This window comes from Brevundimonas sp. GW821-FHT10A07 (assembly GCF_059415785.1).
Map to the genome: position 1 here is coordinate 1 of NZ_JBWKNX010000025.1, position 17,770 is coordinate 17,770.

Consider the following 17,770-nt stretch of genomic DNA (forward strand, 5'->3'; position numbering starts at 1 on the left):
ACACATGGCCGCTCCGACCAGGCTCAGCAGAACGTCAGATCAACCCTTGCCAACGGGGAGCCGTCCACACATGGCGCTTAGTGACCGTGCCGCATCCGACAACTGTGGGCGAACGACACACCTAGCTCGCCTAATTCCGCAAATAAATCCCTTCCTAAACAAACCCCTGACCCCGACGATCCATATGAGCCGCCATCCTCGGGACAAGCCCCAGGATGACGAAACCAAGGGGCTTGGATCGACAACCTCCGCGCCTTGTGGTCAGTGCGGCGGAGATTTGGGGGATGAGGGGTCGTCATGTTCGTCGCGCCGCTGCTGGCACTCGCTGTTCTGGTTCCGGATCCGGGGACGCCCAAATTGTGGGAGCAGGAGGCGCCCGCCATCAGCTGGGCGCGGGCGCCTGAGCCCGAAGTGACCTACGACCTGATGCCGGGGTTCGCGCAGCAATTGGATCTGCGGGGCTGGGCCAGGGTGCGCTGCTATCAGGAGACGGACGGCCATCCCTACAACTGCCGGGTCGTCGACGAACGGCCCCATGGGCTGGGATACGGGGCGGCGGCGCGTGTGATCGTCGCCAGCGGGGAACTGAGGCTGGGACGGGTGGCCGGTATTCCGACGCCCGGCGAAATGCAGACCACGGTGCGTTTCCGCGTGGAGGATGAGACGGATGAAGGCGGGTGGAGCGGGCTGGAGCCGTCCGAAATCCAGCTGAAGCTTGCGCGCCAGATCGTCGATCGCGCCTATGAGGACGGGGAGCCGGAAGAGGAGGATTTCCTCGACGGGCTGGATTTCGACAGGCGGGCGGTCGTCCAGGCCTGGGTCGATGAACTGTTTGTCCAGGTCCGCGCCGAGCGGCGTGAGGCCCTCGTGTTGCAACTGGCGCGGCTGGCGAGCGAGAGCGACCTTCGTCGCCTGCTGGCCGGGGAGTATGTGTCGCCGCCGGATATGGAAAAGTTTGAATCGGCCTTTCCGGAATCGAAGGCCGCCAAGGCGGCGGTCGCAGAACTGAGACGTCGATACTGCGAACGGTACAGCTGCGACGCCAGCGAGGTGAAGACGGACGAGGCGGGCGGTCGGTAGGAATTGCGGGCGCTGGGCGGGCTGTAATCGCGCAATTCTGAAAGCGAACCCTTTTGAAATCAGCCGGTTGAAATCCGAAATTCGCGATTTGCGCGCCTGAGGAGCGGGCGGGGTTAGGCTTCTCCGCATGGGAAAGCCGAGCAAACTGAGCGATGAGGAATGGGAGGCCTTGTTCGACCGCGATGCGCGGGGCGAGCGGCGGTCGGATCTGGCGCGGGAGCATGGGGTGTCGATCTCGACCATATGCTGGCAGGCGAAGAAGCGCGGGCGGATGAAGGGGCAGGCGCCGGATGCGGTGGATCATCGCCGGCGGCCGGCGGAGGGCTGGCCGGCGGATCATGTCTTTCCTCAGAGCCGGTCGGGCATGACGCCCGCGCGCTGGCGCGAGCTGTTGGCGCGGCGGAATGCGGGCGAGACCAGTGCGGTCCTGGAGGCCGAGTACGGGGTGACGACGGGGGCCATCGGCTGTGCGGCGCAACGCTATGGGCTGCGGAAAATGGACACGCCGGGGGCGGTGTATCAGCCGCGCGGACCGGCGGCGGGGGCCTATAACTATGGCCGGGGGGAGCCGGCCCTGGCCATCGAGATCGACTGGAGCGATCCGGTGGGGACGGTGCGCGAGCTGCACGCCGATGTGCTGAAGCGGTTGAGCGACGGGGACGAGCCGGAGGCCGCGCGGCTGTGGCGCTGGTCGCAGAGGACGCGGGTCATGGCGGGCGTGGGGGCGGCGGATCTGCGGGCGCTCTGGAAAAAACACGCCCACCCTCGGGCGAGGCTGGGGCCCGGCTGGGGGTTTGGGGGCTCAAGCAGCCCGAAGGGCGATAGCCCCCAGGAAACACTGGTTCTGCGCGACGCGCAGAAACCGCCGGAGGGGGCGTGGTCGACCTGGTTGTTTCTGGGCGGGCGGGGGGCGGGCAAGACTCTGGCGGGGGCGTCGTGGATCGCGGACATGGCCGAGCGGCTGGGGCCGGGCGGGCGGCTGGCGCTGATCGGGCCGACCTTGCACGATGTGCGCGAGGTGATGATCGCCGGGCCGTCGGGGGTGATGAGCCTGCCGCGCTGGACGGGCGTCGGAGGAGATGGCGAGGTGGAGTGGCGGGGGCCGGAGTATCAGCCGTCGCGGCGGCGGCTGGTGTTTCCGAACGGGGCCGAGGCCTTCGTCTTCTCGGCCGAAGACCCCGACAGCCTGCGCGGCCCCCAGTTCGCCGCCGCCTGGGCCGACGAATTCTGCGCCTGGCGCAACGGCGGGGAGACGCTGGCCCTGCTGCGGATGGGGCTGAGGTTGAGGTTGCCCAACCCAGACTCCCCAGCCGTCGATGCAGACGCGGCGCAAAACGGGGGAGTGGGGGCTAAAGTAGCGAGGCTCCGCGAGCCGAGCGATAGCCCCCGGCTCGTTGTTACGACCACGCCGCGCCCGACGAGGGCGCTCAAGGCGCTCCGCGCCGAGGCGTCATGTGCGCTCACCCATGCGACGACGCGGGACAATGGGGATCATCTGGCGCCGGGGTTTCTGGAGGGGCTGGAGCGGCTGTACGGCGGGACGCGGCGGGCGGCGCAGGAGCTGGAGGGCCAGGTGGTCGAGCCCGAGGGCGGGCTGTTCACCGCCGAGATGATGGCGGCGGCGCGGGGGGAGGCGCCGGTCTCTGTTGACGGGCGGCCGGTCTATGAGCGGGTGGTGGTGGGGCTGGACCCCACCTGTTCGCGCGGCGGGGACGCCTGCGGCATCGTGGCGGTGGGGCGGCGCGGGGAGACGGCCTGGGTGCTGGCCGATCGCTCAATGCGGGGGCTGTCGCCGCAGAAATGGGCCGAGCGGGCCATGGAGACGGCGCGGCTGTTCGGCGCCCGATGCATCGTCGGCGAGGTCAACCAGGGCGGGGACATGGTCGAGGCGGTGCTGAAGGCGGCCGGGTGCGGCGATGGGGACGGCGTCGGCTTTACCGCCGTGCGGGCCTCGCGCGGCAAGGCGGCGCGGGCCGAGCCGGTGGCGGCCCTGTATGAACAGGGGCGGGTGCGGCACGCGGGCGCGTTCGCGGCGCTGGAGGAGGAGCTGATGGCGCTGGGCGCCGAGGAAGAGGGGGAGGCTGCCGGATCGGGGGAGGGGCACTGGGACCGGGCCGACGCCCTGGTCTGGGCCGTCACCGACCTGATGCTGGACGGCCGGGGCGCGGGGCCGCGGGTGCGGGCGCTCTAGGCCGCCCCCCCCCCCCCCCCGCTAGGCCGCCATCATGCCGATGTCGTCGGGGCTTTCGCCGCGGCCCAGAAGCCCGGTCTCGAAGTCCATGAAGATGTCCATCAACTCCTCGACATTGGCCGGATGGGCGGCCGGGCCGAAGCGGAAACGCCAGTAGCTGACGATATGCTGGACCGCGCCCAGCTGGTCGCCCAGTTTGGCGAACATCGAGGGGGCGTCCAGCAGGAAGTCGCGGAAGGCGGTGGGGCGGCCTTCCTGGGTCAGGCGGGCGTAGGCGTCGTCATAGATGCTGAGGGTGCGGCTGACCTCGTCGCAGGTGCGGATGATGCGGCCGCGCAGGACCGCGCGGCTGCGGTCCAGATATTCGCGGGCGGGACGGTCGATCCTGCCGCTCGGCTTGATGGTGCGCACGGCCTCGGCCACGGCGGCGACCTCGCCCAGCAGGGTGGACAGGGTCCATTTGTAATAGAGGAAGCCTTTCCAGCAGAAGACCCCCTCCTGATACTGTTCCGGCGCCAGACGCAGGGTCAGACGCAGGGCCTCCAGCTGGTCGCCGGGCGTGTTGGACAGGATCTTGGCCGCCATCCGCGCCGCCGAGTCCGAGGCCACCGCAAACGTGTCGGCCCCCAGGCTGAGGGTGACCAGGGGCTCGACCTCGCTATGGACGAAGGCCACCATCCGCTGCAGGTCGCCGTCGCTGATGGAGAAATAGCAGGGGGCCGGATCCAGTCCGCCGCGCCGCAGCTGCTCGCGCAGCAGGAAGGGGTCCAGGGACGGCAGTTTGTCGATCAGGCGCAGGGTCTCGATATCCGGGTGGGCGGGGGCCACGCCGAAGGCCTCGATCATCATCCGCTCGAAGCCGATCTGATTGACGAAGACATAGCGCCCCCCGGTCTTCAGATCCTCGTCGTCGATGGGGATGACCACCTTGGTGGCGACCTGGCGGCGGCCGGTGAAGAGATCGGTCTCGTTGCGCCGCAGCCGGTGCTTGATGATCAGGGACCGGTTCAGGGCGTGGGTGCGAAACACCGGCCGCGCGGCCCAGTCGGGATTACGCACGGCGCCGTCCGATCGGCTGTCGCCGTTTTCCTCCCACACCCGCAGAAGGTTCAGCACCCGGGCGGTTGAGGCGGAGCCCCGGAGGTGTTCGAGGTTGCGGACGGCGCGATCAGTCATGCCGCGCAGATTGCAACGCCAATCGTGACTAATGGCTTAGCTGTCGCGCAGAAAAACCGGGGGTCGGCGAATCCATCCCTGGCTCCGGGGGGATCAGGACGGGCTCGGTCGCTGGCGTCCGACGCGCGCGGGGACTAGAACAGGGGCATGCAGATGTTCGACATCCTGGTCGTCGCCGCCATCCTCGCCGTCACGGTGACGCTGGGTCTGGGCCTCTATTCGCTGTTCCGGGGCGGGGATTACGCCCGGAGCCATTCCAACAGGCTGATGCGCTGGCGGGTCGGGCTTCAGGCCGTGGCCGTGCTGATCCTGGTCGTCGGCATGGTGTGGAAGGCGACGCAAGGGGGCTGATCCATGGTGACGCTGAACAAGATCTACACCCGCACCGGCGACGACGGACAGACCCGGCTGGCCTCGGGCGCGCCGGTATCCAAGGCTGATCCCCGGGTCGAGGCTTACGGCGCGGTGGACGAGCTGAACGCCGTCCTGGGCGTGGCGCGGCTGAACAGCGGCCAGAACGACCGGATCGACGCCATGCTGGCCCGGATCCAGAACGAGCTGTTCGACCTGGGCGCCGACCTGGCCACCCCGCTGGACCCGCCCCCGGCCTGGGAGGCGCTGCGCATCCTGGACAGCCAGGTCGAGCGGCTGGAGCAGGAAATCGACTGGATGAACGAAAGCCTGAAGCCGCTGGACAGTTTCATCCTGCCCGGCGGCTCGCCCCTGTCGACCCATCTGCACGTGGCCCGGACCGTGTGCCGCCGCGCCGAGCGCGAGGCGGTGCGGCTGGTCGAGGCCGGGGAGGCGGTCAACGGCGCGGCGGTGCGGTATCTGAACCGGCTGTCGGACCATCTGTTCGTGGCGGGGCGGCGGGCGAATGCGAACGGTGCGAACGATGTGAAATGGAAGCCGGGGGCGACGCGGTAGGGGTGTAACGTCCATACAGGACGAAAGAAGAGAGGGCGGCGTCACCTCTCAGCGCGCGAAGGCGCGGGGGGGAGGACAGGTCGCGCTTGCGACCAGGCGGGGGCGACTCCGGCGGCGGTGATGACCGGACCAGCGTCTGGCGCCGAGTCGCCCCCACCTAGCGTTCGCAGATCTTCCCCCGCTTGCGGGGGAAGTGTCAGGTCGTGGCGCGTAGCGACACGCCTGACGATGGGGGGCGTTTTGCTTTGCTGAAAAAAGACTTCCCTCTCCGACCCTGGTTCGCTTCGCGAACGCCGGGCCACCTCTCCCGCAAGCGGGAGAGGGTCTGGTTCCACGCGCCTTCGCGCGCGCATCGCATCCTTGTCGCCGCCCCCATCAGTGCGGAAGCGTCGTCACCCAGGCCTCAAGCGCCGCCGTGTCGTTCATGTCTCCGTCAAAGCGATGGAGGGGCGTCACGGGCTGATTATGTCCCCGCTCCCGGCCGATATAGAATTTCATCGGCAGGGACATGGCGCCGAGGCCGCTGGGGACCCGGACGGATCGCACTTCCATATAGACGGTATCGGCCCCGGTCTCGCGTCCGATGGGTTTTGCGCCGAGACGAACCCACAGGTCCACGGCGTCCAGGCAGGCCGACATGCAGGTCTCGTCCGTCAGCACGAACACGGTCCCCCCCGGCGGCTGAAAGGCCAAGGCCTCGGGGGCGGTCGCCGAGCCGCCATCGAGATCGGGCCTTATGATCCAGCGATCATCGCCTCTCGCCAGCGCATGCTCCAGACCGGCGATGGAATTCCGATACCAGTCCCTGGCTTCGCTTGAGAGGCTTCCATTCGCGTCGCGCTTTTCCAGGTTCGCGCGCATGGCCTGCAGATTGTCGTGCGAGGCGCGCCAGACGACTGTCATCGGGGGCTCGGGCGCATGCTGAAATGCGCCGGGGCCCCATAGGTTATCGGCGATCTGATGCGACCAGAGGGATGATCCGCCGCCATTGCCGCGAAGGTCGAAGACAACCGCTGGGGCTGAACGCAGGGCGTCGGCCTGTGCCGCGATCTGCGTGATCAAGCCGCCCAGACCGCGCCCGTCTTCACTTTCCGGGTTGCCGTTGAAGGTCGGAAGCCTGATCCAGTAGCGACCGTCGTCCAGGCGGCGCATCCCGATCGCACCTCGCGTGCGGGCCGGAAAAACATCATAGCGGGAATAGAAGTCGGGTCCGGCCGGTCGCCAGTCCAGATCGACTGCGTGGGCGCCGGCGGGGGTTTCGAAGACGCAGTTTTTGATGGGGGCGACGTAAGGGTCGCCCGTATCGATCATGACCCATCCGCCGAACGACAGGCGTTGGGACGCCAGTTCCCAGCGTCCGAAGCGGGCGCCGATACGTTCATTCCCGATCTGGAAGGCGTCGCGACCGTCGCATGACGCGATTTTGGCGCCCGCAGGCACGCCCGCCCACGGCTCTGCAAACGTCACCACCAGGCCTCGGGCTCCGTCGTCCCGCGCAATAAAGCCTGGCCAGGTCTTCCCCTGGTCGGGCGTCGATCCGTAGACGCCGAAGCCGAGATGGCCGTCATCGAACGCCGCCACATAGTGCTGCAGGGCATAGAAGTAGTCGGCGAAACTGTCGGCGGCGTCGGCCCGGGTCAGAGCCAGGGCGTATTGCGCCTCGTTCAGGCGCGCGAACTGGGGGTCGTCGGGGTTGACCATGCCGGGATGACTGGAGGCGATGGCGTCATGGATCGCTGTCGCGTCCTCGCGCAGGGTTTTGCCCCAGTCTCTGTCTGCTGGGAGTTGAGCTGGGGGCGGGGCGTCCTGGGCTCCGGATCCGGAGAGCGAAGGGGCGGCTTGGGTCTGGGCGGGGAAGGTTGCGGCCGATAGGGCCAAGGCCCCCGCCGCGACAAGCGCAAGGCGACGAATAGACGGCATAGAAGTCCCCCCTTCGGCCGCAACCTCCGGGCGGCGTGGCCGGTTCCTAGAGTAGGCGGGCGTCAGGGGGCGGGCAAGATGTCGCTCGCCCGGCGGGGCGAGCTGAGCGACGCGGTAGGGCTCCACCGCCCATACAGGACGAAAGAAGAGAGGGCGGCGTCACCTCTCCGCGCGCGAAGGCGCGGGGGGAGGTGAATCGTGGTCACAGATCTTCCCCCGCTTGCGGGGGAAGTGTCAGCTCGTCGAGCGGAGCGAGACGGCTGACGATGGGGGGCGTTTTGCTTTGCTGAAAAAAGACTTCCCTCTCCGACCCTGGTTCGCTTCGCGAACGCCGGGCCACCTCTCCCGCAAGCGGGAGAGGGTCTGGTTCCCGGCGCCTTCGCGCGTGGAGAGGTGACGTTATCCGATCAGGTCGCCGGTCTGGCCGCGGCCAGGGCCGCCTTCTGGCGGGTGATTTCGGCGGCGCGGGCGCGGTCCTGGGCGGCGAGTTCGTCTTCGATGCGGATCAGTTCGCGGTTCTTTTCATCCGAGGCCTGGGCGCGGGAGACGCCGTTGGGGCGGCCGGTGATCTGGGCGATGGAGATGGGCTGGGCGCAGATGCGGTTTTCCATGTCGTACCATTTGCCCGCCGCCTCGCAGCGTTCGCCCGGCGCGACCCAATAGGCCTGGACCGCGAAAACCCCTGCGACGGCGACGCCGAACAGGGCGAAGAAGATCATGGCCAGGCGGGGAAAGGTCAGGAAACGCTTCATCTCAGCATCCGTTAGGCGGGTTTTGCACGGGAGCTTGACCCCGCGTTACGTTGACAGGCCTTCGCGACCGCTCCATGTCCTGCCCCTACATTCAGGCGAATTCACGGATAGACCCATGAAGGTTCTCGTCCCCGTCAAACGGGTGATCGACTATAACGTCAAGGCCCGCGTCAAGGCTGACCAGTCCGGCGTCGATCTGGCCAACGTCAAGATGAGCATGAATCCCTTCGACGAAATCGCGGTCGAAGAGGCGGTTCGTCTGAAGGAAGGCAAGGAACACCACGCCGCCGGCACGGCGACCGAGATCGTCGTGGTCTCCATCGGGGTGACCCAGGCCCAGGAGACGATCCGCACCGCCCTGGCCATGGGCGCGGATCGGGGCATCCTGATCCAGTCGGATGCGGACCTGGAGCCGCTGGCGGTCGCCAAGCTGCTGAAGGCGGTGGTCGAGGAAGAAAAGCCCGACCTGGTGCTGATGGGCAAACAGTCCATCGACGGCGATAACAACGCGGTGGGCCAGATGCTGGCCGCCCTGCTGGACTGGCCCCAGGCGACCTTCGCCGGGAAACTGGTGATCGAAGGCGGCAAGGCGACCGTGACGCGCGAGGTCGACGGCGGCCTGCAGACACTCTCGGCGGACTTGCCGGCCGTGGTGACGGTGGACCTGCGGCTGAACACGCCGCGCTATGCCTCCCTGCCGAACATCATGAAGGCCAAGAAGAAGGAGATCGCCATGAAGGCGGTCGCCGACTATGGCGTCGATGTCGCCGACCGTCTGAAGGTCCTGAAGGTCACCGAGCCGCCGAAACGCTCGGCCGGCGTCAAGGTGGCCGATGCGGCCGAACTGGTTTCCAAGCTCAAGTCCGTGGGAGCGCTGTAATATGGCTGTCCTCGTCATCGCCGATCACGACGGTTCGACCGTTCGCGACACCACAAACAAGACCGTGACCGCCGCCCTCGCCCTGTCGTCCGATGTGGATGTTCTGGTCGTCGGGCAGGGCGTGCAGGCGGCCGCCGACGCCGCTTCGAAGATCGCCGGCGTCCGCAAGGTGCTGCTGGCCGAGAGCGCCGGCCTGGGCCACGGCCTGGCCGAGGCGGTGACGGACACCGTCCTGCCCCTGGCCGCCGGCTACGACGCCATCCTGACGCCCGCGACCACGGACGGGAAGAATTTCGCCCCCCGGATCGCCGCCAAGCTGGACGTCGCCCCGATCTCGGACATCATCGAGGTGGTGTCGGCGGATACGTTCGTGCGGCCCATCTACGCCGGCAACGCCCTGGAGACGGTCCAGTCGGCCGACGCCAAGAAGGTGATCACCGTGCGCCCGACGGCCTTCGCCGCCGCCGCTGAAGGCGGTTCGGCCGCCATCGAGAGCGTCACGGGCGCCGATGCCGCCAAGACCGCCTTCGTCTCCGAGGAAATGGTCAAGTCGGACCGCCCGGACCTGGGCGCCGCCAAGATCGTGGTCTCGGGCGGTCGCGCCCTGGGCTCGGCGGACGAATTCCACGCGGTTCTGGAACCCCTGGCCGACAAGCTGGGCGCCGCCATCGGCGCCTCGCGCGCGGCGGTGGACGCCGGCTACGCCCCGAACGACTATCAGGTCGGCCAGACCGGCAAGGTGGTGGCCCCGGCCCTGTACATCGCCATCGGCATCTCGGGCGCCATCCAGCACCTGGCCGGGATGAAGGACTCCAAGACCATCGTCGCCATCAACAAGGACCCGGACGCCCCGATCTTCCAGGTCGCGGACTATGGCCTGGTCGGCGACTACAAGACCGTCGTGCCGGAACTGATGGCCGCCCTGGGCTGAGGCTCGAATGAGGCTGCCAGGCGGTGGGCAGGCGGTCGTTCCGGAGGGAAAGATCGAAGCCTACTGCCTGTCGGCGGACCACCCGGAAGGCCGACACAAGGCCCGGGTCTTCGCGTCCGCCCTGGGTCTGACCCGGGCGGACGCTCCCTATCTGAAACGCCGGCTTCTGGAAGCGGCCAGGGAGGCCGAGGCCGAGCCGGTCGGGACGACGCCGTTCGGGACTCTGTACCGGGTCCGCTTCATGCTAGAGTTCCGCGGTCGCACGGCGCTGATCCGCAGCGGCTGGATCGTAGGATCGGACGGGGTTCCCCGTCTGACGACCGCGATGGTGGAGTGACGACCATGATTGAGGAACTCGACGTCGTGGCCCTTCTGGCCGATCTTCCGGATCTGGGCCTGAAGAAGGGCGAGCGCGGCACGGTCGTGATGATGCTCGACCCGGCCCGCTTCCTGGCGGAGTTCGCCGACGAGAGAGGCGTGGAACGGGCGACCCCGACCCTGAGCGCCGAAGATGTCGAAGTGGTCTGGCGCGCCGCCGATCATCGCGCCCCGGATCGACGCGCCGCCGGTTGATCCCCTGTCCCGACTTCCGATCAAGCTTCAGCCCGGCGCGTCCAGCGACCGGATCGACGGCTGGGACGCAGATCCCGAAGGCCGGCCCGTGCTGAAGGTGCGGGTGCGCGCCCGGCCCGTGGATGGCGAGGCCAACGCCGCCCTGGTGAAATTCCTGGCCAAGGCGCTGGGGGTGTCGCGGTCCTCGGTCGTGCTGGAGCGGGGCGGGCAGTCGCGGCTGAAGATGGTCTCCGTCGAGGGGCTGGACGAGGCGGGGCTGAAGGCGCGGATCGACGCGGCCACAGGCGAGGCGGGCTGAACCGCCCGGAGCCGCCCGGAGCAGCCCAGAACCGCCCCGAACCGCATCGCCGCAGGGTCGGGGGACGGCGGCTGTCACAGGTTCGCGGTAGACAGACCGGGGCGGTTCGGGGGACGCGGGCGGCCTTGTCTGATTTGCTGGACCGACGCCCATGACCCCTGTCTCCCTCCGCCTGGTTTCCGCCCTCGCGCTTGCGATCGGTCTTTGCGCCTCGGGGGGCGCCTCGGCCCAGACGGCCCAGACGGCCCAGGCGGCGGCCCGTCCGCCGGTCGAACAGAGCCAGAGCCAGGGCCGGGCGAAGAATGTGATCCTGTTCCTGGCGGACGCCGGGGGCGTGGCCTCGGTCCATGCGGCCAGCGTGATGGCCTATGGCGAGCCGCTGAAGCTCCATATCCAGCAATGGCCGAACCTGGGGCTGAGCGAGACCTCGCCGGTCGACGCCTTCGTGTCGGACTCGGCCAACGGCATGAGCGCCATCGTGACCGGGGTGAAGACCCACAACGGGGTGATCAGCCAGGGGCCGGACGGCGAACGCGGCCGGCGCGACGGGACCCCGACCCAGACGGTGCTGGAATACGCCGAGCAGCACGGCCTGCTGACCGGGGTGGTGACCGACCGTCCGATCACCGACGCGACCCCGGCCGCGACCTACGCCCATTCGAACGACCGCGGCAAATGGGGCGAGATCTTCCCCCAGGCCTTTTCGCCGCGCTTCGGCGACGGGGTGGATGTGCTGATCGGCTCGGGCCGGACGGAGATCGCCGAACAGATGGCGGCGAACGGCGTCAGCTATGACAGCCTGGCCCGGGCGCACGACCGGCCGATCTATGCGACGCTGGACGCAGCGCCGGCGGGGAACCGGCGGCCCGTGGTCGTGGCCGATGAGATCGACGTGCGGGCGGCGACCCTGAGAGCGCTGGGCCTGCTGCAGGCGGGGGACAAGGGCTATCTGCTGGTTGTGGAATGGGACGCCCATACCGACGATCCGCGCGAGGGGCTGCAGAACATCGCCGATCTGGATCGGCTGATCGCCGAGGTGCAGTCGCGCGTCGATCTGGACGACACCCTGATGATCTTCACCGCCGACCATTCCTTCGGCCTGCAGGTCGACGGCGGGCGTCGCGGCCAGCCCCTGCTGGAAGGCTATGAGGCCTGGAAGGCGCGGGACGGCGACGACCGCGTGGTGCGGCTGGAGAATGTCATGGTCAACCGCACCCATACGGCCGAGGAAGTCCCGGCCCTGGCCATCGGCGTCGGCGCCGAACGGGTGCGGGGCTATTTCCCCAACACCCATCTGTTCGAGGTGATGATGAAGGCCTTCGGCTGGACGCCCTCGTCCGGCGACTGAGACTTCAAGAGAGGAAGTGGCGCGCCGCCGTGGACGAAGCTGAGAACTATTCCGCCGTCATCGGCTGGGCCGCGTGAGTCTGCGCTTCGGTCAACGCGAAAACCGCACTTCGACCCTTAGCGGACCTTGATCTTACGGCCGGGTCTTCCGAGATACTCGTCCACCGAACGGCGGCCCGACCGATCTTCGATGGTTACACTGAAATGCCGTTCGTAACGGCTATCGGTGGCGAAGCGAGCAGTCAGCTCAGCGAACGCTGACGCCCTTGTGCCGTGGCTCGCGCAGAGCCGATCAAGAGCGTCCCGATACAGTCTGATGACTTTGGTTAGGGTAGGAGATGTGGGGCTGCCTGAACTCGTTCCAGACAAGAAGTCCACCTCGATATATCCGGCTGGCGAACCTGCTGCCTCGGCGAAGATGTCGATCTCGTAGTAGCCCACGAGAATGCATATGCCGCTCCCGAGCGAGTCAGCGATGTTGTGTCCGATGGATTTGAGTTCGCCGAACTTCATCCGGTCACACTAACGAACCAACGACGGCATTCTACCCCTAGCAGCATTTCGGAGCGTCCGTTTTCTGGCCGCGACGCAAGCGCCGGAATTCAGCGCCGAAGCCTAAGGACTGAAATCGACCCATTGCGGGCATTTGCCGCTCAGCTAGCGGAGTCTGGGATTGTTCGCTGTCAGGACGCAAATCGGCGCCTTTGGCGGTCTAGGGAACTGCGGTGCCAGGTGCGCTGTCGTGGATGTTATCGCGAATGAGAAATAGAACGGCGGCCCCTTTTGGAGCCGCCGTATCCATTAGGCGTAGGGGTGGAAATCGGAATAACGCCAGCGCGGATACTGAATGTTGGGCCGAAGTAGGTTCGACCCCGTCCGACGTCTAGCGGCCAAGCGTTAGACGGAGCTTCCACCTCAGTTCACGGGGCGCACCTGCCAAGTGGTCCAATAGACCGGAACGCCGTATGGCTCGCCGATCGAACGGTCATCGTCCGTCAGTCGAGCAGTCTTGTCCGCGAAGGTCAACATGCCGCCTTGCGTTTGGTAGGCCGCTGGCGAGGCGAGATTGCCGTCACGGTCAGTCATCCAGTCGTGCTGCTCTCGCGCCGGGCCGTTCGAATTGCCGCCGATCCGAATTCCCAGATGATACTGAGAACGCGGATACGCAGTTGACGGCGGGTCATCGAAGAACGTCAGGCCCGCCACGCCTTGCGTTCCCAGCATCGTCAGGGTGTCGGTATACTGTAGGCACAAGTCCTGGATCACCGTTTGGCCCGGACCGGTGTTGGAATAGCAATTGTAGGCCAGAGCCCATTTGTCATAGCCCTGTGCCTTCGCTGCGCGGACGATCGTTCCGTAGGGCAGGCCGGATTTGACCACCTGAGCTGGCCCCCAACTACCCACTTGGGTGATGTCCGCAGCCTCGCGCACATATAGCGTCATTTCCGGCGAGGCGGCGTTGCAGTCCTGGCCCGCCGAGATATCGGTGTAGACGTAGTAATAACGCGCTCCGACATACGAGATCGAGCCGATCAGGCCTTGAGAGGCCCCTGTAGTGGAAGCGCAGCGTCCTGCGATGAGTTGACCTTGCGAGTCCGTAACCTCGTTGGCTCGGCGGGTGGTGGGATCAGAAATGTTGTTAAAGTTTACCCAAGTCGGGACGCCATTTACGTGCGTCCGGAGATCCCAGTTCACTAGATCGAGGCTCCGGGCGACTCCAAGAAAGTGCTGGACCTCGTTCGGACTGTTCCCTGCCGGAGCGTTCACAGCCATGACGAAGTGCATGTAATAATAGTTGTCTCCCGCCGCGTGCCGACCGGCGACGAGCATAGGATTTGCCGGCCCGCCGAGCTGGCTCAAGTAGGACGCGCCGCTTTCCTTCAGCCGGGAATAAAGGGTCGACGGCGGATCGTCCGTCGAGCTCCACAGCACGTAGGGGTGGACTGGCGACATACTCAAGCCAAGCGCATCGGGCTGAAAGCCGCCGCGTAGACTATCTCCGATCTGAATTTTGTCGGTCAAGGCCGCGTCACAAGTGCTTTCAATCTTTCTCGGTTCGCTGTGGTAAATCGTGTAGACTTTCCCGTCAGGCAGACGCATCGGCTGGACATTGTAGGCCAGCTCGCACCGAGGCGGTGAGAAGAACACCCCCTCTGGTTCGATCGCGCTGCGGCATACTTGCAAGGTGCCGCCTCCCGTCGTGTAGCAACGCTCAGCGGGTCCGGACTGCGCCTGTACGCTGATCGCCGCCCCAAGCGGCACAGCCAAGCCAATGACGAAGACGACGGCGCTGAGGGCAGTGCGGCTCAAGATCATTCGATTGTTTTTCATCTTACTCATTCGCCTTCGATTGAACTGCGTGAATCTCTGCACGCTTGCGACGACACTTTCGGACGTAGGCCCAGGCATCCTGAACCCATGATCGAAGAGCGGATGTCGCCATCGGACAGTTGACCGGCCGGCGCGCTTACCGGGATCCGCCGGCGGGCCTCTCCATCAAGGATCGCTCACATTCAACCCGAAGCGTCACGTTCGGGATCTACATCACAGGGTCGCTCGCCAGAACAGTTGGCCCGAGATGAGCGTTCGTCGAGAAGTTGAGATCGCTTGGCGGGAAGGGGTTGCGTATTTTGCGGCGGAGTCGCGCTTTTGGCTCGGAGCCATCGCTCCTCCGCACCTCGATCAGGTAGTCTAGATCGTGATCCGGCGGCGTTAGGTCGATGGGTTCGCGCGGATCGATGCCGAGAGCGGCGCAGTAGGCCTTCACAGCCTGTTTGGCGAGCAGTTGATGGCTACGTGTCTGAAGTATGATGATGACAAGGGCCAGCAGCACGAAGACGCGCGTCTTCCGCTCGACAATCACACCATCCGGGCGACGAACTTCGGGCCAACCTTGATCGGACGCGTAGAGCAACTGATTGCGAAGATTGGCCTCGCGGTCGATGTGCTGACGAATGGAACTCGCCCCATTGTCTTCAGCCCAAGCTTGTAACTGACTGGCAAACAGGGGCGCGATCGGCGGCGCGTCGTTCTCGCCTTCGTGGATCGCGAGATTGAGCGGCTCGTCGGGCGTGATGTGATAGCCTGGGGGAAGGCCCATGCCTTCGCTCGGAATATGCACATCGATCCGGGGCGGTTTCGCCTCTTTCTGCAACTGCAGCTTGGGTTCCCAAACGACAAGCCGGTGAATCGGGCTCTCCCGCGACTGGCCGACCCGAAAACCGTCTGGCCCCTGCGGCCGGACCGGTTCTGGAATTGACACCATCGCATGCGAGGCATTCCTCTCCTCCCGGTTCTCTCCTGCCCCCCTAATCGCGACCTCGCGGCGGCGAAGCGTGGCCACTAGACCAATACCAGAACGTGTGCTTCTACACCCCAGAAACAATTCCTTGGGGGAGGATCGATTTTGTCGAAGAAGATCAGCGGTGCGGAGTACCCGCTTTCGAAAATCTTCAGTTCGGATTTCGAATATGTGATCCCGTCCTATCAGCGGCCCTACGCATGGACCGTCGATCAGGCCTCCGAGCTCTTCGACGACCTTCTGGCCTTCTTCCAGGCGGAAGACGAAGAGGGCTATTTCCTCGGCAGCATCGTCCTCATAAAGACCGAGGGTGATCCTTACTCCCAAGTGATCGACGGACAGCAGCGTCTGACGACACTTACCATCCTGCTTGCCGCGATGGCGTCGGCCAATGACGGTGCCGACAAGGAGGAGCTGCGCCCCTACATACTCGAGGCGGGCAAAAGGATGGAAGGGATCCTGCCGAAGCCGCGCCTTTCCCTGCGCGAGCGCGACCGCAAATTCTTCGCGAAATACGTCCAGGCATTGAAGTTGGACGACCTTATCGACCTTGATCCCTCCTCGCTCCAGAACGAGTCGCAAATCAACATCCGCGCGAACGCCTCCTATTTCGTGCGCGCGGTAGAGGAGACGTTCGCGACGCCTGAAGATCTCGAGGCGTTCGTCAGTTTCCTTCTCACAAGATGCTATCTCGTCGCGGTATCCACGCCGAGCCAGGAGTCGGCGTTTCGAGTCTTTTCGGTGATGAACAGCCGCGGATTGGACCTGCAGCCGACCGACATCATCAAGGCCGACACGATTGGAAAGCTGAAGAACGAAGCTGATCGTCAGGAGTATAACGAAAAGTGGGAGGAGATGGAGGTCAATCTTACTCGGACCGGTTTCAACGATCTCTTCACGTACATCCGCATGATCTATGCGAAGGACAAGGCGAAACGCTCTCTACTCGAAGAGTTCAGGGCTCACGTTCTGCCAGAAAATCCCGATCCGAAAATCTTCATCGACGATGTGCTCGAACCCTTCGCCGAGGCGCTTGAAGCCGTCAGAACGGCGTCCTACGCGGCCACGTCTCACGCGGAAACGGTCAATGGCTATATTGGCTGGCTCAGCAGGATCGACAACTCGGACTGGATCCCGCCGGCGATCCTCTACCTCAAAGAGCAAAAGAATAAGCCCAAGCGCGTCGCCCGATTCTTCGAACAACTCGAACGACTCGCAGCCTATATGCACGTTTGCCGATGGAACGTGAATGATCGCATAGAAGCCTATGCCGACCTCATCTCGGACATCGAGTCCGGCGCTGACCCGGACGATATGGACACGTTCGTCTTCACAGACGAAGACCACGAAGCCTTCCGTGATGCGCTCGACGGCAACATCTACGAGCTCACCGCGCGCCGCCGAAACTACCTGATCCTACGACTGGATTCCTTCATCTCGGACGGGGCCGCGACCTATGATCCGAAGATTCTGACGATTGAGCACGTCTTGCCTCAGACCGTCTCCCTGGAGAGCGAATGGAGTGAGTGGTGGCCGGACGCGGCTGAGCGCAAGGCATGGGTCCACAGGCTCTCCAACCTCGTCCCGCTGAACAAGAAGAAGAACTCCTCCGCCCAGAACTACGACTTCGAACGGAAGTGCGACATCTACTTCTCGGGCACGAAGCATGTCTCATCCTACGCGTTGACCAGTCAGGTCATCGCGCAGGAGGACTGGACGCCCGAGATCGTTGAAGCTCGTCAGCAACAGCTTCTTCAGGTGCTGTGCGAAAACTGGGATATTCAGGCACCCTGACGCGAACCGTGTCGAGCATGGTCTTGTCCGGTCAGTGCGGGTTAATGGCGGCTTCGCCCTTGAATTCTTCGATCTGGGCCTGATGGAGCGCACATGACGGCGTTGAGCGGATCAGCGCGTCCGTGGATCGGCTGGCGCCTACGATTACGCCGGACGCCCTAAACCGATTTGCCAGCGCCGCGCGGCGCAAGCTGCGGGATCGCACCAGCGGCTATCGGCGGGATCACCTGCGCGCCCTGACGCAGCGGGTGGAGGTCATCAGCAAGACCGAGGCGCGCATCATCGGCTCACGAACCGAGCTTCTGCGGGCCTTGGCGTCTAGCGATGGTGGGAGTTACGCCGCCGCTGGCGGAGTTCTCGGTTTTAAACCGAAGTGGCGCACCCGACAGGATTCGAACCTGTGACCCCTGCCTTCGGAGGGCAGTACTCTATCCAGCTGAGCTACGGGTGCGCATGCGGCGTGACGCCGAAAGGGCCGCTTACAGCAAGCTGCGGGCGGCCTCAATCCCGAATAAGCGCAAGACGGTCGGATGACTGTCTTCCAACCGCCGTCGCCGGGCGCCCCTGGCCTCAAGCAGCGCGAAGCGCGGTAGGCCCAAC

Annotated in this window: 18 protein-coding genes and 1 tRNA gene; 12 read left to right on the plus strand and 7 right to left on the minus strand. The window is 65.6% G+C overall.

Annotated features, from left to right (window positions below; genetic code table 11):
* Positions 1-297 precede the first annotated feature (297 nt).
* Together AC07NC_RS16600 and AC07NC_RS16605 are read left to right on the plus strand one after the other, a co-directional pair.
* On the plus strand, positions 298-1,080 hold the full coding sequence (locus tag AC07NC_RS16600; protein ID WP_494570197.1) for a hypothetical protein: 783 nt from the start codon (positions 298-300) through the stop codon (positions 1,078-1,080).
* 127 nt (positions 1,081-1,207) lie between these two features.
* Entirely contained in the window at positions 1,208-3,271 is a 2,064-nt protein-coding gene (locus AC07NC_RS16605) for a terminase large subunit domain-containing protein (protein WP_494570198.1), read from the plus strand.
* A gap of 21 nt (positions 3,272-3,292) precedes the next feature.
* Here AC07NC_RS16605 and AC07NC_RS16610 read toward each other — a convergent pair whose 3' ends face one another.
* Complete coding sequence (locus AC07NC_RS16610) at positions 3,293-4,447, minus strand: hypothetical protein (RefSeq protein WP_035311083.1); 1,155 nt, start codon at positions 4,445-4,447, stop codon at positions 3,293-3,295.
* 147 nt (positions 4,448-4,594) lie between these two features.
* Between AC07NC_RS16610 and AC07NC_RS16615 the strand changes: the two genes are divergently transcribed.
* Together AC07NC_RS16615 and AC07NC_RS16620 are read left to right on the plus strand one after the other, a co-directional pair.
* The gene (locus AC07NC_RS16615) at positions 4,595-4,798 is read left to right on the plus strand and encodes a twin transmembrane helix small protein (RefSeq protein ID WP_426025679.1); all 204 of its coding nucleotides are present in this window, start codon (positions 4,595-4,597) and stop codon (positions 4,796-4,798) included.
* Between the two features lie 3 nt (positions 4,799-4,801).
* Positions 4,802-5,374: a cob(I)yrinic acid a,c-diamide adenosyltransferase gene (locus AC07NC_RS16620; protein WP_008261323.1), complete on the plus strand. Its 573-nt coding sequence runs from the start codon at positions 4,802-4,804 to the stop codon at positions 5,372-5,374.
* Between the two features lie 375 nt (positions 5,375-5,749).
* On the opposite strand, the gene AC07NC_RS16625 is transcribed toward AC07NC_RS16620, so the two are convergent.
* Both AC07NC_RS16625 and AC07NC_RS16630 read right to left on the minus strand, forming a co-directional pair.
* Entirely contained in the window at positions 5,750-7,294 is a 1,545-nt protein-coding gene (locus tag AC07NC_RS16625) for a S41 family peptidase (protein ID WP_494570199.1), read from the minus strand.
* Between the two features lie 407 nt (positions 7,295-7,701).
* On the minus strand, positions 7,702-8,046 hold the full coding sequence (locus tag AC07NC_RS16630) for a hypothetical protein (protein ID WP_372704874.1): 345 nt from the start codon (positions 8,044-8,046) through the stop codon (positions 7,702-7,704).
* A 115-nt stretch (positions 8,047-8,161) separates the two neighbouring features.
* Here AC07NC_RS16630 and AC07NC_RS16635 point away from each other — a divergent pair, with 115 nt between their 5' ends.
* The 6 genes from AC07NC_RS16635 (at position 8,162) to AC07NC_RS16660 (ending at position 12,076) form a co-directional block, all read left to right on the plus strand.
* The gene (locus tag AC07NC_RS16635; protein WP_008259580.1) at positions 8,162-8,926 is read left to right on the plus strand and encodes an electron transfer flavoprotein subunit beta/FixA family protein; all 765 of its coding nucleotides are present in this window, start codon (positions 8,162-8,164) and stop codon (positions 8,924-8,926) included.
* 1 nt (position 8,927) lies between these two features.
* Positions 8,928-9,857: an electron transfer flavoprotein subunit alpha/FixB family protein gene (locus tag AC07NC_RS16640; RefSeq protein ID WP_008261292.1), complete on the plus strand. Its 930-nt coding sequence runs from the start codon at positions 8,928-8,930 to the stop codon at positions 9,855-9,857.
* A 7-nt stretch (positions 9,858-9,864) separates the two neighbouring features.
* A complete protein-coding gene (locus tag AC07NC_RS16645) occupies positions 9,865-10,194 on the plus strand; it encodes a DUF6883 domain-containing protein (RefSeq protein ID WP_426025676.1) in 330 nt (109 codons plus the stop codon).
* 5 nt (positions 10,195-10,199) lie between these two features.
* The gene (locus AC07NC_RS16650; RefSeq protein WP_008259680.1) at positions 10,200-10,430 is read left to right on the plus strand and encodes a DUF4926 domain-containing protein; all 231 of its coding nucleotides are present in this window, start codon (positions 10,200-10,202) and stop codon (positions 10,428-10,430) included.
* Positions 10,369-10,728, plus strand: coding sequence for a DUF167 domain-containing protein (locus tag AC07NC_RS16655; RefSeq protein ID WP_494570200.1), 360 nt, complete (start codon positions 10,369-10,371; stop codon positions 10,726-10,728). The genes AC07NC_RS16650 and AC07NC_RS16655 overlap by 62 nt, the downstream gene beginning before the upstream one ends.
* Before the next feature lie 151 nt (positions 10,729-10,879).
* A complete protein-coding gene (locus AC07NC_RS16660) occupies positions 10,880-12,076 on the plus strand; it encodes an alkaline phosphatase (RefSeq protein ID WP_494570201.1) in 1,197 nt (398 codons plus the stop codon).
* Between the two features lie 116 nt (positions 12,077-12,192).
* On the opposite strand, the gene AC07NC_RS16665 is transcribed toward AC07NC_RS16660, so the two are convergent.
* From AC07NC_RS16665 to AC07NC_RS16675, 3 genes are all read right to left on the minus strand, one after another.
* Positions 12,193-12,588, minus strand: a complete 396-nt coding sequence (locus AC07NC_RS16665; protein WP_494570202.1) for a hypothetical protein — start codon at positions 12,586-12,588, stop codon at positions 12,193-12,195.
* A gap of 402 nt (positions 12,589-12,990) precedes the next feature.
* Positions 12,991-14,415, minus strand: coding sequence for a hypothetical protein (locus AC07NC_RS16670; RefSeq protein ID WP_494570203.1), 1,425 nt, complete (start codon positions 14,413-14,415; stop codon positions 12,991-12,993).
* Between the two features lie 199 nt (positions 14,416-14,614).
* Positions 14,615-15,418 carry a hypothetical protein gene (locus AC07NC_RS16675; protein WP_494570204.1) on the minus strand — a complete coding sequence of 268 codons (804 nt, stop codon included), beginning with the start codon at positions 15,416-15,418 and terminating at the stop codon, positions 14,615-14,617.
* Positions 15,419-15,481: 63 nt separating this feature from the next.
* Between AC07NC_RS16675 and AC07NC_RS16680 the strand changes: the two genes are divergently transcribed.
* Together AC07NC_RS16680 and AC07NC_RS16685 are read left to right on the plus strand one after the other, a co-directional pair.
* Positions 15,482-17,170 (plus strand): DUF262 domain-containing protein, encoded by a 1,689-nt coding sequence (locus AC07NC_RS16680; RefSeq protein WP_494570205.1) that lies wholly within the window; start codon positions 15,482-15,484, stop codon positions 17,168-17,170.
* A 122-nt stretch (positions 17,171-17,292) separates the two neighbouring features.
* Positions 17,293-17,574 carry a hypothetical protein gene (locus AC07NC_RS16685; protein ID WP_494570206.1) on the plus strand — a complete coding sequence of 94 codons (282 nt, stop codon included), beginning with the start codon at positions 17,293-17,295 and terminating at the stop codon, positions 17,572-17,574.
* On the opposite strand, the gene AC07NC_RS16690 is transcribed toward AC07NC_RS16685, so the two are convergent.
* Positions 17,545-17,621 (minus strand) — tRNA-Arg (locus AC07NC_RS16690). The two genes, AC07NC_RS16685 and AC07NC_RS16690, sit on opposite strands and share 30 nt — an antisense overlap.
* Positions 17,622-17,770 lie beyond the last annotated feature (149 nt).

Excerpts from the sequence above, each read along its gene's own strand:
- AC07NC_RS16600 (WP_494570197.1), top strand. The coding sequence starts at position 298 with ATGTTCGTCGCGCCGCTGCTGGCACTCGCTGTTCTGGTTCCGGATCCG.
- AC07NC_RS16605 (WP_494570198.1), top strand. The coding sequence starts at position 1,208 with ATGGGAAAGCCGAGCAAACTGAGCGATGAGGAATGGGAGGCCTTGTTC.
- AC07NC_RS16610 (WP_035311083.1), bottom strand. The coding sequence starts at position 4,447 with ATGACTGATCGCGCCGTCCGCAACCTCGAACACCTCCGGGGCTCCGCC.
- AC07NC_RS16615 (WP_426025679.1), top strand. The coding sequence starts at position 4,595 with ATGCAGATGTTCGACATCCTGGTCGTCGCCGCCATCCTCGCCGTCACG.
- AC07NC_RS16620 (WP_008261323.1), top strand. The coding sequence starts at position 4,802 with ATGGTGACGCTGAACAAGATCTACACCCGCACCGGCGACGACGGACAG.
- AC07NC_RS16625 (WP_494570199.1), bottom strand. The coding sequence starts at position 7,294 with ATGCCGTCTATTCGTCGCCTTGCGCTTGTCGCGGCGGGGGCCTTGGCC.
- AC07NC_RS16630 (WP_372704874.1), bottom strand. The coding sequence starts at position 8,046 with ATGAAGCGTTTCCTGACCTTTCCCCGCCTGGCCATGATCTTCTTCGCC.
- AC07NC_RS16635 (WP_008259580.1), top strand. The coding sequence starts at position 8,162 with ATGAAGGTTCTCGTCCCCGTCAAACGGGTGATCGACTATAACGTCAAG.
- AC07NC_RS16640 (WP_008261292.1), top strand. The coding sequence starts at position 8,928 with ATGGCTGTCCTCGTCATCGCCGATCACGACGGTTCGACCGTTCGCGAC.
- AC07NC_RS16645 (WP_426025676.1), top strand. The coding sequence starts at position 9,865 with ATGAGGCTGCCAGGCGGTGGGCAGGCGGTCGTTCCGGAGGGAAAGATC.
- AC07NC_RS16650 (WP_008259680.1), top strand. The coding sequence starts at position 10,200 with ATGATTGAGGAACTCGACGTCGTGGCCCTTCTGGCCGATCTTCCGGAT.
- AC07NC_RS16655 (WP_494570200.1), top strand. The coding sequence starts at position 10,369 with ATGTCGAAGTGGTCTGGCGCGCCGCCGATCATCGCGCCCCGGATCGAC.
- AC07NC_RS16660 (WP_494570201.1), top strand. The coding sequence starts at position 10,880 with ATGACCCCTGTCTCCCTCCGCCTGGTTTCCGCCCTCGCGCTTGCGATC.
- AC07NC_RS16665 (WP_494570202.1), bottom strand. The coding sequence starts at position 12,588 with ATGAAGTTCGGCGAACTCAAATCCATCGGACACAACATCGCTGACTCG.
- AC07NC_RS16670 (WP_494570203.1), bottom strand. The coding sequence starts at position 14,415 with ATGAGTAAGATGAAAAACAATCGAATGATCTTGAGCCGCACTGCCCTC.